The following is a 13,239-nucleotide window of genomic DNA, read 5'->3' as shown; positions in this document are numbered from 1 at the left end:
ACTGTAACGGCTTTGTTACGCATCCTTGGCAGACGGCTTAGCAGAAGCAGACTTGGCCTTGGTAGCGGCCTTTTTGGCAGCCTGCTTCTTGGTCGCGGCCTTAGCAGCGGGCTTTGCGGCAGCCTTAGTCTTGGCCTTAGTCGCGGTCGCAGCCTTTGCCTTAGCCGGAGCCTTCTTGGCGGCCGCGGCCTTGGGCTTCACCGAGGACGTGCGCTTTTTGGGCGCAGCCTTGGGAGCCTCAACCACCGGCGGCTTGTAGCTGCTGGGACCGCGGCGCTTAAGCACCACGCCTGCCAGTCCGGGCACCTTAATCTCGATGGAGTCCATCTGCCCATTCCAGGGATAGGGCTCGCTCGAGCAGGTGTAGGGCTCCTCGCCAGCATAGCCGCTGCCGCCAAACTCGGGACGGTCGGAGTCAAAGATGACCTCCCAGTCACCCTCGCGCGGCACGCCCACACGGAAGCTCTCGTAGCTCGCCGGGTCAAAGTTGATCAGGATCACCAGGTCGTCGTCGACGTCCTCGCCCTGACGCACAAAGCTCACGATGGACTGCTTGGAGTTGTCCGCATCGATCCAGGTAAAGCCGTCGTCGGTGTAGCCGCGCTCGTACAGGGCGGGCTCGGCGGTGTACAGGTGGTTGAGCGCCTTAATAAACGCCTGATGATGCCTGTGAGTCTCGTACTCCTCGGTCAGGAACCACTGGATGGACTCGTAGTAGCGCCACTCGATAAACTGGCCGATCTCGTTGCCCATAAAGTTGAGCTTGGCACCGGGATGCGTCATCTGGTAGAAGGCCAGCGTGCGTAGGCCGGCAAACTGGCGCCACCAGTCGCCCGGCATGCGGCCGATGAGCGAACACTTGCCGTGCACGACCTCGTCGTGGCTCAGCGGGCAGATAAAGTTCTCGGTAAAGGCGTACATGATGGAGAACGTGAGCAGGCCGTGGTTGCCGGGACGCCACGGAAAATCGGTCTGCATGTAGTGCAGGGTGTCGTTCATCCAGCCCATGTCCCACTTGTAGTGGAAGCCCAGGCCGCCGTCCTGCGGCGGGTAGGTCACGAGCGGCCACGCGGTGGACTCCTCGGCCATCATCATCACGTCGGGGAAGTGGGCCTCAACAGCGCAGTTGACCTGACGGATAAACGCGCTGGCGTCCAGGTCCTCTTCGGTACCGTACTTGTTGAACTTCTTTTGGCCCGGATCGTCGATGCCAAAGTTGAGGTACAGCATGCTGGACACGCCGTCCATGCGAATGCCGTCCACGTGGAAGTTCTCGAGCCAGTACAGAACGTTGGAAACCAGGAAGGAGCGGACCTCGCCGCGGGCGAAATCGAACTTATGCGTGCCCCAGTTGGGGTGAATCTCGTGCTCAAACAGCATGTGGCCGTTAAAGGTGGCAAGGCCGTGGGCGTCGGCGCAAAAACCGCCGGGCACCCAGTCCATGATTACGCCAATGCCTGCCTCGTGGCATGCATCGATAAAGTGCATGAGCTGCTGCGGGTTGCCGTAGCGCGACGTGGCGGCATAGTAGCCGGTCGTCTGGTAGCCCCAGGAGCCATCGAAGGGATGCTCCATAAGCGGCATGACCTCGATATGCGTGTAGCCCATGTCGCGTACGTAGTCCACGAGCTCCACCGACAGGTCGTCGTAGGTGTAGAACTCACCGCGCTGTGCGGGGAAGGGATCCATGGGGCCGGGGTAGTTGCCGTACTCGTCCGGCTCGCCCTGCGGCGCGTCGCCGTGGCGCTTCCACGAGCCAATATGCACCTCGTAGATGTTAAGCGGCTGCGACATGTGGTTATGGCTGGCGCGGCGCTTAAGCCACGCGGCGTCGTTCCACTTGTAGCCATCGAGGGTCCACAGCACGCTGGCGGTACCCGGAGGGCACTCGGCCTTAAAGGCGTACGGATCGGCCTTGTAGAGCTTTTCGCCCCCGTTGGTCTCGATAAGGTACTTATAGAGCTGGCCTTGCTCTGCGCCAGGAATAAAGCCTTCCCAAATAGCGCTCGTATGCATGGGCACCAGCGGGTTGGCTTGTTCATCCCAGTCGTTAAATTCGCCAATGACATGGACGCTCTTTACGTCGGGCGCCCAAACGCAAAAACGCCAGCCGCGCGTACGGTTCTGCGTGTCGGGGTGCGCGCCCATCTTTTCCCAGCTGCGCTCCCACGTACCAATGCCAAACAGATAGACATCGTCCTTGGTGAGCTCCGGTGCGTGCGGGGCGGCTTTGCGGGTAGCAGGCTTTTTGGTTGCTGGCTTTAGCTTTGTATCGCTCACGTTTGATCCCATCATGACGCGGCAGCGTGTTGCCTTGGTGACTAGATGCGAAAGGTCCAAGGCTGCACGAATCGAGGGGACGGCGATAGTTCTATGATTCGTTCCACCTCGCGTGCTCGGTGGAACTTTCGGCACGAAATACGATAACACCTGTTCGTTACTTTTATGGAGAAAAGTGGATTTGCGGCGGTGTTTAATCGGCGAGCGCCATGTTTAGACCACTGGCAGAATTGCGATGGTAAAACTCTTGACAGTTTTACCAATTAGGGTTTCAAGATTGTTAGTCTGACGTTTGGTAAAACGTTTTTATCAGGATGTTTACCATTTGACATTGAAAGGTTCGTTTATGTCCCAGACCGCCGCCCCCAACGTTGCTTTTATTTTCGATTGCGACGGCACGCTGGTTAATAGCACTCCCGTTTGGGCCTATGCCCAGCCCGAGTTATTGCACCGCCACGGAGTTGACGTGACGGTCGACGATTTTGCCCAGTTTGAGCATTTGTCGCTCGAGGACGAGTGCCAGGCCTACCACGACACGTGGGGCATTGGCGAGAATGGCGAGGAGCTGTATCGCGAGCTGAGCAACATCCTGATCGATGGCTACTCCAAGGTGCCACCGCGCGAGGGGCTCTTGGCATTTTTGGAGCAGGCGAAGGCGGCGGGCATTTCCATGTGCGTTGCCACGTCTACGCCGGCCGAGCTGGTGCAGTCCGCGCTCGCTGGTGCCGGACTCGACGCTTACATGGAGTTTGTTACCACGACAGGCGAGGCAGGACGCTCCAAACAGTTCCCCGATGTGTACGAGCTGGCGCTGCGCCGCCTGGAGGAGCATCATGGGCATAAGTTTGAGCGCGCTTGGGTGTTTGAGGACGCGGTTTTTGGCCTTAAGAGCTCTGGGGCCGCCGGCTTTAAGCGTGTGGGTATTTATGACCCGCACGGCCGCATGAAGCGCGACAACGTGCGCGCCAACTGCGATATCTTTATCGACAGCTACGAGGAGCTGGATTTGGCTCGCGTGCTTTCGTTTGAAGGATAGGCGAGGTTTTTGGCTTGCAAAGTACTAGTAGTCTGTGGCTCGCCCGTGTTGGCGAGCGCGGATCTGTTGCGTAGGTTAGCAGGGGAGTGCGATCACGTTGTCGCCGTGGACCGCGGCCTGGATGCCCTTCTGGGTGCGGGACTAAGCTGCGACGTGTATGTGGGGGATGCCGACACGGTAAGTGACGCGGGTCGTGCGTTGGTCGATGCCGCCACCGACTTTGAAGTTGAGCGTCACGACCCCTACAAAGACTATACCGACCTGGCGCTGGCGCTCGATTCCGTCCGCCGTCGCTGGCCGGGTGCCGAAGTGTTCGCGACCTGCGCCACCGGCGGCCGTCCGGATATGGCGCTATCCGTACTGGGGCTGCTCGCGGGCTACAATGACGCCCCCGTCTGGATTGCCGAAAACGAGACCACGGCCCGCATCCTCCACGCAGGCGAAACGTGGACCATCGAAGGCACCGAGGGCAAGACTTTCTCCATCATCGCCATAGCCCCTGGGACGGTTGTAAGCGAGCACGGCCTAGAGTGGGAACTAGATCACAGCTCTCTGGACCTGCTAGCCGACACAGGCATCAGCAACGTCGTTAGGTCAACAGCCACGATCCGAGTCCACACCGGCACCGCCATCGCTTACCTATATCAATAGGCTCAATAGGCATTTAAAGTCTGACCCAAAAAAGTCCTTGCACGTCGCGTCAACTTCCCCTATAGTATCTCCTCGTCACGGGGGCGTAGCTCAGCTGGGAGAGCGCTTGACTGGCAGTCAAGAGGTCAGGGGTTCGATCCCCCTCGTCTCCACCATCGTGAATGCAAAGGCCTTCGGAATTCCGAAGGCCTTTTTTCATGCCAAAATACCTCGCGTCACAAACCCATACCCACATCAACAAAAAGTTGCACAATTTATTTCCCATGTCTGTACATAGTTTGTTATCCAAATGCAATTACCAGTGCAGCTCGCTTCTCCAGCTGGGCTTCAGGAACGCTACCAATTATTGCCAGCACCCCATTAACCTGCGCCAACGTGAACACATCTCAAAACAACCCCCTTAAGCACGTCAAATGAACGATATGTTGTCCAACGCAGCCCAAATCAGTTTCACTAACAGCTTGTGCTAGGATACCTAACGTTACATGAGTTCAACTGTGCTCGCGGCTCCAGCAAGTCACAAAGCGCAGGGTCGATCAGCATCCGGCCGTAACGGCGGTGTTAGAAAAACCACGAGCTCCAATATCGATTGCCATGCACGTTTTGCACTTGCTTTTGTGGCTATTTATAAGTTCGCATTAGAAGGTGTAATAAGTTGTTACGGCAAACTACGGCAGTTCTTCAGCTGTTTGCGTGTGGTCCAGTTTTGAAATCGCTTGACCGGCTCGCACGCAGTCAGCTGAGGTTGCAGGCATTCTTGCGATACGTGTCTGTGACCTCTGCGCTGCATTTATACATACCGTTCACGGTGGGGCAGAGCCACGTGCTTGTCTAACTGGGCTCAGGGTTTGAATATGGAGCGCCTTCGCGCACAAGCGCCCTGGCGAAGCCATACCCAAACCCCGTGAGCCACACATAAGACAGCAAGGGGGTGGTGCTCGTGTGGTATGTGATCCAGGTCATTAACGGTCGCGAAGACGTTATGCGCGAGCGCATCGAGCGTATGGTGCCGACTGGTGCCATGCAAGAGCTCTTTTATCCCCAATATAAAACCGAGATTAAGGTACACGGCGAATGGGTCAACACGACCAAGCCGCTCTTTCCCGGTTATCTTATCTGCGACACAGCAGATCCCCGAACCGTGCAACAGTATCTGCTGCGCATGGACGACTTTGCCCGAGTGTTATCCCAGGACGGTCAGTTTGTGCCGCTTGCAAAAGAAGAGGTCCAGCTTATTGGCGGGTTTACGCATAGGGGAGACCGCGTAGTGCCCATGAGCGAGGCCCTAAAAGACGGTGACCAAGTCGTAGTGACGGCTGGTCCGCTGCTGGGCCACGAGGGCCTCATTAAAACCATTAATAGACGCAAGAGCACTGCTTTTTTGGAGCTCGACCTGTGCGGCCGACGCGTGACTACGCGCGTTGGCCTCGCCGTGCTTTCAAATGAGCAGCGCTTCATGCGCAACCTTAAAAAGGCGATCGCCTAGCTGCAGACGGTCGCTACTCAGAACAGGGAGGATCCCCGACCCGGGGACGAAGTGTTGGAAGAGAACGTGTCGGATAAAACTAAATTTGCAACAGATGCGCCCGCTGGGGCGGTGTTGATTGCTCAGGCCATGGGCCGGCGCGAGGGCGCCGGCCGCTACAAGGCCATGCAATCCATTATGGACTGGGACCGCTCGCGCCTGGCGTACCGTACCGTCAAGCGCGCCTTTGACATCATGTTCAGCGGTGCCGTGCTCGTCGCAATCGCGATTCCGAGTTTGGTGCTGGCGGCACTCATCCGCCTGGAGAGCGAGGGCAGTCCGTTCTATAGCCAGATCCGCGTCGGCCGCACCCGTTCCGACGGTAGTTTAACCACCTTTCGCATGTGGAAGTTCCGCAGCATGTACAGAGATGCCGACGAACGCCTCGCCGAGCTCAAGGAGCAGAACGAGATCGCCGGTGCCATGTTCAAGATGAAGAACGATCCGCGCGTCACCAAGATCGGAAAGTTCATCCGCAAGCACTCCATCGACGAGTTCCCGCAGTTCCTGAACGTGTTCATGGGCCAGATGTCCGTCGTGGGCCCGCGCCCGCCGCTGCCCAACGAGGTGGCCGAGTACACCGAGTACGACCTGCAGCGCCTGGCCGTGAAGCCCGGCATCACCGGCTGGTGGCAGGTTACCGATCGAAACTCAACTGGTTTCGACGGCATGGTCCGCCGCGACCTCGAGTACATAGCCAAGCGCGGAATTGTAACTGACCTCAAGATCGTCTTCCTAACGGTTCTGGAGGTCTTCAACGGGAGCGATGCGTACTAATGCAGCATGTTTTCATCATCGGATCCAAGGGGATTCCGGCAAACTACGGCGGCTACGAGACGTTCGTGGAGAAGCTGACCGAGAATCAGGTATCGCACGACATCAAGTACCACGTGGCATGCGCCGTGGACTCCGCCGAGCAAGTCGGCGAGTTCGAGCACAACGGAGCACACTGCTTCAACGTGCTGCGCAGGCCCGTCGGCGCCGCGAGGGCTATCTTCTACGACATCGACGCCCTCAAGTGGTGCATTGCCTACATCAAGGAGAATCGAGTCCAGCACCCCATCGTCTACGTACTGGCCTGTCGCATCGGGCCGTTCTTCGGCAGGTACGTGAACAGGATCCACGCCCTTGGCGGCGAGGTCCTCGTGAACCCCGACGGGCACGAGTGGAAGCGCGCCAAGTGGAGCGCACCAGTCCGCAAGTACTGGAAGCTCTCGGAGCGCGGGATGGTCAAGCACGCCGACCTGATGGTGTGCGACTCCAAGAACATCGAGAAGTACATCCGAGGGGAGTATGCCAACCTGCACCCCGAGACGACCTTCATCGCCTACGGGGCCGACATCAAGCGCTCAGCGCTCGCTGACGACGACCCGAAGTTCACGGGATGGCTCTCCGAGAAGGGCCTCGAGCCCTTCGGCTACTACCTAGTTGTGGGGCGCTTCGTGCCCGAGAACAACTACGAGACCATGATCCGGGAGTTCATGGCTTCCGACTCCAAGCGAGATTTCGCGCTCGTGACGGGAGTGGACGACTCCTTCCTCGCGGAGCTCGAGCGGAAGACGCATTTCAAGTCCGATCCACGCATCAAGTTCGTCGGGACCGTCTACGACCAAGAGCTCCTCAAGAAGATCCGCGAACGGGCATACGGCTACTTCCACGGCCATGAGGTCGGTGGCACCAACCCGAGCCTCTTGGAGGCCTTGGCTTTCACTCAGCTGAATCTTCTTTTAGACGTGGGCTTCAACCGAGAGGTCGCAGAAGGTTCCGCCCTGTACTGGAACAAGGACCTGGGGAACCTCGCCGCTCTTATCAATTGCGCCGACGTCATGGACGAGGACGAGATTGAGGCCTTAGATGAGGCGTCCACAGATGTTATCCGGAGTCGTTACTCATGGGGCTATATCACCGACTCATATGAGGAATTGTTCCTCGGAAGGGAATAAAAGGACTATGAAAGGCATCATCCTCGCCGGCGGGTCCGGCACCCGCCTGTACCCGCTCACGCTCGTGACCTCCAAGCAGCTGCTGCCGGTCTACGACAAGCCCATGATCTACTACCCGCTCAGCACCCTCATGCTGGCGGGCATCCGCGACATCCTGGTCATCTCCACGCCGACCGACCTCCCCAACTTCGAGCGCCTGCTCGGGGACGGCTCGCGCTACGGCGTGAACCTGTCCTATGCAGAGCAGCCGAGCCCCGACGGCCTGGCGCAGGCCTTCACCATCGGCGAGGAGTTCATCGCCGGCGAGCCGTGCGCGCTGGTGCTCGGCGACAACATCTTCTACGGCAACGGCCTCAGCCGCCACCTGACGCGCGCCGTCCAGAACGCCGAGTCGGGCCGCGCCACGGTCTTCGGCTACCACGTGGACGACCCCGAGCGCTTCGGCGTCGTGGAGTTCGACGGCGAGGGCCGTGCCGTCTCCATCGAGGAGAAGCCCGCCGAGCCCAAGAGCTCCTACGCCGTCACCGGCCTGTACTTCTACCCGGGCGACGTCGCCGTCAAGGCCCATAGGGTGCAGCCGTCCGCGCGCGGCGAGCTCGAGATCACCACGCTCAACCAGATGTACCTGGAGGAGGGGACGCTGTCCGTGGTCACCCTCGGCCGCGGCTACGCGTGGCTGGACACCGGCACCATGGAGAGCCTGCACGAGGCCGCGGAGTTCGTCCGCGCCGTGGAGCACTCCCAGGACCTGCCCGTGTCCGTGCCCGAGGAGATCGCCTGGGAGAACGGCTGGATCACGACCGCCGAGCTGGAGGAGGCCGCGAAGGCCTACGGCAAGTCGGTCTACGGGCAGCACCTCAAGAAGGTCGCCGCCGGCGAGATCGTCAATAGCCCGCGCGAGTACTAGGAGGAACCCCCATGTCCGAGATCTTCGAACCCAAGAACATCATCGTCACGGGCGGCTGCGGCTTCATCGGCAGCAACTTCGTGCACTACGTCGTGGACAACCATCCCGGTGTGCACGTCACCGTCCTGGACAAGCTGACCTACGCCGGCAACCCCGAGAACATCGCCGGGCTTCCCTCCGACCGCGTGGAGCTCGTCGTGGGCGACATCTGCGACGCCGAGCTGCTCGATAGGATCGTCCCGGGCCACGACGCCATCGTGCACTACGCCGCCGAGAGCCACAACGACAACTCCATCGCCGACCCCGAGCCGTTCCTGCGCACCAACGTCGAGGGCACCTTCCGCCTGCTGGAGGCCGTCCGCAAGCACGGCATCCGCTACCACCACGTCTCCACCGACGAGGTCTACGGCGACCTGGCGCTCGACGATCCCGCTAAGTTCACCGAGGAGACGCCGTATAAGCCGAGCTCGCCGTACAGCTCGACGAAGGCGTCCTCCGACATGCTCGTGCGCGCCTGGACCCGCACCTACGGCCTGCGCACCACGATCTCCAACTGCTCCAACAACTACGGACCCTACCAGCACGTGGAGAAGTTCATCCCCAGGCAGATCACGAACATCGTCGACGGCGTGCGCCCCAAGCTCTACGGCCGTGGCGAGAACGTCCGCGACTGGATCCACACCGAGGACCACTCCTCGGCCGTCTGGGACATCCTCACCAAGGGCCGCACGGGGGAGACCTACCTCATCGGCGCCAATGGCGAGAGGAACAACATCACGGTCCTGCGCATGATCCTGGAGGCGATGGGACGCGACCCCGAGGACTTCGACTGGGTCGCCGACCGCCCCGGCCACGACCGCCGCTACGCCATCGACTCGACGAAGCTCCGGCGCGAGCTCGGCTGGAGGCCGGCGCACACCGACTTCGCGGAGGGGCTCAAGCAGACGATCGACTGGTACGTGGAGAACGAGTCCTGGTGGCGCCCGGCCAAGGAGGCCACCGAGGCCCGCTACCGCGCGCAGGGGCAGTAGGCCCCGCGCGGGCATCCCGCACCGCGGGGCGCCCGCGCGGGGCCGCAGGGCATGGGGATGATCCTGCGTCCCCGCGCGGGCGCCCCCGGTTATCCAACCTCTTCGATAGGAGCTTTTCCCACATGGCAGACATCGCATTCGAGAAGGACCTCTCCGTCGCCGAGACCGGCATCGAGGGCCTCAAGGTCGTCGACCTGGCCGTCCACAGCGACTCGCGCGGCTGGTTCAAGGAGAACTGGCAGCGCGCCAAGATGACCGAACTCGGCATCCCGGACCTCAGGGTCGTCCAGAACAACATCTCCTACAACGACAGCCGCGGCGTCACCCGCGGCATCCACGCCGAGCCCTGGGACAAGTTCATCTCCGTGGCCCGCGGCTCGGTCTTCGGCGCCTGGGTGGACCTGCGCGAGGGCAGCGAGACCTTCGGCAAGGTCTACACCTGCACGCTCGACCCGTCCAAGGCCATCTACGTCCCGCGCGGCGTGGGCAACTCCTTCCAGGCCCTGGAGGACGGCACCGCCTACACCTACCTGGTGGACGCCCACTGGTCGCTGGAGCTCAAGAGGACCTACACCTTCGTGAACCTCGCCGACCCCGAGCTCGCCATCGAGTGGCCGATCCCGCTGGACCAGGCCACCGTATCCGAGGCCGACCTCAACCACCCGATGCTCGCCGACGTCGTCCCCATGGCGCCCAAGAGGACGCTCGTCACCGGCTGCAACGGCCAGCTGGGCCATGCGGTGCGTGCGCTCGCCGAGGAGCGCGGCGTGGCGAAGGACTTCGACTTCTGCGACATCGACACCTTCGACATGTCCGACCCGGAGGCCTACGCGCAGTACGACTGGTCGCTCTACGGCACCGTGATCAACTGCGGCGCCTACACGGCCGTCGATAAGGCCGAGACCCCCGAGGGCCGCGTGACCGCCTGGAAGGCCAACGCGACCGGGCCGGCCCTGCTCGCCCGCACCTGCGCCGTGCACGGTATCACCCTCGTCCACGTGTCCAGCGACTACGTCTTCGACGGCACGGCCGAGGTCCACGACGAGGAGGAACCCTTCTCCCCGCTGTCCGTCTACGGCCAGACCAAGGCCGCCGGCGACATCGCCGTGGCCGGGTGCCCGCGCCACTACATCATGCGCAGCTCCTGGGTCATCGGCGAGGGGCACAACTTCGTCAAGACCATGAGGGGGCTGTCCGACCGCGTCGCCGACCCGGACGACAAGCTGGAGCAGGTCACGGTCGTCGACGACCAGCTGGGCCGCCTGACCTTCACGCGCGACATGGCCGAGGCCATCTTCCACGTGCTGGGGACGCACGCCCCCTACGGCACCTACGACTGCACCGGATCCGGCGCGGTGAAGTCCTGGGCGGACATCGCACGCGCCGTCTTCGAGGCCGCCAACGGCAACGGCGGGAAGGTCGTGCCGGTATCGACCGCCGACTACTACGCGAACGCCGCCGGCCCCGTCGCCCCGCGCCCGGTCCACTCGGCGCTCGACCTGTCCAGGCTCGAGTCTACAGGGTTTAAGCCCAGAGACTGGGAGGCTTGCTTATCCGATTATCTAGATTCTTTTTTTTGTTAGGAGAGTCAGCATGTTTTCGAAATCCCCTAACCAAAATGTAGCGATTATGATGGCTACCTATAATGGAGGCAGGTTTCTCGCCGAGCAAATTGATTCAATTCTGTCACAAACTTATCGTAATTGGGTCCTCTTTATTCGTGATGATGGTTCGACTGATTCAACACTCGATGTTATTGCTAATTATGTCAAAAGATATCCAGAGAGAGTACTTGCAATAAATGACCCCAGTCTGAAAGGTGGTGGTTCTAAAGAAAATTTTGCCGCAATTCTAGGATGGGTTAAAAAAAACTATGACTTTGAGTACTTCATGTTCTCCGATCAGGATGACGTATGGTTGCCTGATAAGATTGACATTGAGCTCACGGCTTGCAAACATGCGGATGACCATGGATCAATTCCCACTCTGGTCCACTCTGACCTCATGGTTGTTGATAAAGAGTTGAATACTCTAGGAGACTCGTTCGTAAAGTTCCGAGCCATTGACCCATACAAAGCCGACTTGCGTCATCTATTAGTCCAGAACAATATAACTGGCTGTACGATGTTGTGGAATAAGAGTTTCTGCAATCTTCTTGATTTAAATGACTCTGCAATTGCAATGCACGACTGGTGGATGGGCCTTACGGCTTCATGTTTTGGCAAAATAATTTTTGTAAATAAAACAACTATTAAATACCGTCAACATGAGGGAAATGTTGTTGGCGCAACTAATGTAAATTCAATCGGGTTCGTGCTAAGGCGACTGTCCGGCGCCAATCATGTACGCAAGACACTTGAGATGGCTTTTAAACAAGCCGATGCATTCAAAAAAACCTATTCTGAAGTACTTAATAGCGAGCAAACGGGAATCATCTCTGATTTCTGTGAGATCCCCGGGCATTCAAAATTGACTCGTGCTCGGCTTGTAATTTCTGGTGGCTTTCTCAAACAAGGTCCGGTCCAGATAATTGGGGAGTTGATGTTTGTATAATGACGTTAACTTCGCATAGAAAAACATTAGTTGATTACACATTAAACGATGGGTTTCTATTAGCTTTGTTTTTCACAGGGTTATTTGCTTGCGCTCCCGTTATTACCCTGTTTGGCAATAGCCTATATAAATTATTTGCTTTGATTTCTGTAGTTTTTCTACTACTCATGGGTCGTCTTCTTATTGGCAAAACTGGTATACAGATGTATGCAGCGTTTGCGATAGTTACGACTCTATTAACCATTGTTCAATTACCGGATGCATACATTGCTGTTGAAATTAAAGGACTTATGTCCATTCTTCTGATAGCAATGATCGTTCCAATGCTATATGGCGATGCGAGTTCATATCTTCTTAAAGGTGTAATTTTAGGTGGAAAACTAAATATCATTTGGATTTTCATCCAAATGTTCGCATGGTGGTTTCTCTCTGTTGATATTAATGACCTGTTGTTTTCTCAGGTATTTAATATGGTTGAAACTGCTTCGCAGTTCAAGGCAACTGGATTCGTCGCTACTGGTTTATGCTGGAATGTTGGCGGGATTGTGGCTGCTCTACTTTTAGTTTTCATTGCTGAACGTGAGCCGGTTTGGAAGATTCTTACTTTCGTTGCGGGCGTACTTACTCAAAGCTCTACAGCTCTTTTAGGCTTAGGACTCTGCACGGTTTATATTTTTGTGAAGTGGCTTTTTAGTAACTCTGACTTGATTCGAAGTTGTGTCTCCGGTAAATGGTTTTTATGCATAGCGGGATTCTTGTCAGTCTTCGCATTAATTTACAGTATCTCGCCTACCGTGCAGCATGCATTACAAAATGCTTTATCTTTCACTGTATTCAGAATCGGTGCTTTAAATGGGCAAAATGTATTCGATTCGAGCGCCCAGGCACATTCTGATTATATTTCTAACATTCCTGCCCTATTTTCAAATATGAATTTTAAGTCCTTTTTATTCGGATATGGAATTAATTGCTCAGGTCTTCCTTATTCGGCCTTGACTGGTCAATATAAAACTATCAGCGCTTGGACTGTCGAATGTGATTTGACAAACACCTTGCTTAGTATGGGGGTTATCGGCACTGGGGTGTTTTATGGATGGCTTTTCTCTAGTGTAGTCACTACTTGGCGTATTAATAAATCAATCTCGTTTCTTTTGATTGTCTTAATCTTTTGCGGTTTCTTTTACAATCTCCAGTCAGTCAATTCCTTTTGGCTCATCCTTTGCGAGGCTTCAATTGTTTCTGACGCGCAAGGTGAGCAATGCTCTTTATTTAGTAAAAATCGTACTTTACGATGAGCGATCCGAATTTTGAAC

11 protein-coding genes and 1 tRNA gene are annotated in these 13,239 nt (G+C 57.5%); 11 read left to right on the top strand and 1 reads right to left on the bottom strand.

The genetic code is table 11. From position 1 onward, the window contains the following. Positions 1-15: 15 nt before the first annotated feature. On the bottom strand, positions 16-2,295 hold the full coding sequence (glgB, locus tag GT571_RS00665) for a 1,4-alpha-glucan branching protein GlgB (RefSeq protein WP_161155080.1): 2,280 nt from the start codon (positions 2,293-2,295) through the stop codon (positions 16-18). 331 nt (positions 2,296-2,626) lie between these two features. Here glgB and GT571_RS00660 point away from each other — a divergent pair, with 331 nt between their 5' ends. From GT571_RS00660 to GT571_RS00610, 11 genes are all read left to right on the top strand, one after another. Continuing rightward, positions 2,627-3,316 (top strand): HAD family hydrolase, encoded by a 690-nt coding sequence (locus tag GT571_RS00660; protein ID WP_161154800.1) that lies wholly within the window; start codon positions 2,627-2,629, stop codon positions 3,314-3,316. Between the two features lie 9 nt (positions 3,317-3,325). Beyond that, positions 3,326-3,967: a thiamine diphosphokinase gene (locus GT571_RS00655; RefSeq protein WP_161154798.1), complete on the top strand. Its 642-nt coding sequence runs from the start codon at positions 3,326-3,328 to the stop codon at positions 3,965-3,967. Positions 3,968-4,046: 79 nt separating this feature from the next. Next, a tRNA-Ala gene (locus tag GT571_RS00650) sits at positions 4,047-4,122 on the top strand. Between the two features lie 779 nt (positions 4,123-4,901). Next, positions 4,902-5,453 carry an antiterminator LoaP gene (gene loaP, locus GT571_RS00645; RefSeq protein ID WP_338400870.1) on the top strand — a complete coding sequence of 184 codons (552 nt, stop codon included), beginning with the start codon at positions 4,902-4,904 and terminating at the stop codon, positions 5,451-5,453. A gap of 66 nt (positions 5,454-5,519) precedes the next feature. Next, the gene (locus tag GT571_RS00640) at positions 5,520-6,269 is read left to right on the top strand and encodes a sugar transferase (RefSeq protein ID WP_338400668.1); all 750 of its coding nucleotides are present in this window, start codon (positions 5,520-5,522) and stop codon (positions 6,267-6,269) included. Further along, the gene (gene cps2T / locus GT571_RS00635) at positions 6,269-7,435 is read left to right on the top strand and encodes a beta 1-4 rhamnosyltransferase Cps2T (protein WP_161154794.1); all 1,167 of its coding nucleotides are present in this window, start codon (positions 6,269-6,271) and stop codon (positions 7,433-7,435) included. Before GT571_RS00640 ends, cps2T begins: the two co-directional genes overlap by 1 nt. Positions 7,436-7,442: 7 nt before the next feature. Then, positions 7,443-8,342 (top strand): glucose-1-phosphate thymidylyltransferase RfbA, encoded by a 900-nt coding sequence (gene rfbA / locus GT571_RS00630; RefSeq protein ID WP_161154792.1) that lies wholly within the window; start codon positions 7,443-7,445, stop codon positions 8,340-8,342. A gap of 11 nt (positions 8,343-8,353) precedes the next feature. Further along, positions 8,354-9,373, top strand: a complete 1,020-nt coding sequence (gene rfbB / locus GT571_RS00625) for a dTDP-glucose 4,6-dehydratase (RefSeq protein ID WP_161154790.1) — start codon at positions 8,354-8,356, stop codon at positions 9,371-9,373. 122 nt (positions 9,374-9,495) lie between these two features. Beyond that, positions 9,496-10,956, top strand: coding sequence for a sugar nucleotide-binding protein (locus GT571_RS00620; RefSeq protein ID WP_161154788.1), 1,461 nt, complete (start codon positions 9,496-9,498; stop codon positions 10,954-10,956). A gap of 10 nt (positions 10,957-10,966) precedes the next feature. Further along, positions 10,967-11,926 (top strand): glycosyltransferase family 2 protein, encoded by a 960-nt coding sequence (locus GT571_RS00615; protein ID WP_161154786.1) that lies wholly within the window; start codon positions 10,967-10,969, stop codon positions 11,924-11,926. Then, positions 11,926-13,221 (top strand): hypothetical protein, encoded by a 1,296-nt coding sequence (locus tag GT571_RS00610; protein ID WP_161154784.1) that lies wholly within the window; start codon positions 11,926-11,928, stop codon positions 13,219-13,221. The genes GT571_RS00615 and GT571_RS00610 overlap by 1 nt, the downstream gene beginning before the upstream one ends. The last annotated feature ends 18 nt before the right edge of the window (positions 13,222-13,239 follow it).

The organism is Collinsella aerofaciens (assembly GCF_009876115.1).
Classification (GTDB): Bacteria; Actinomycetota; Coriobacteriia; order Coriobacteriales; family Coriobacteriaceae; genus Collinsella; species Collinsella aerofaciens_N.
This window is presented reverse-complemented; position numbering and strand designations above follow the sequence as displayed.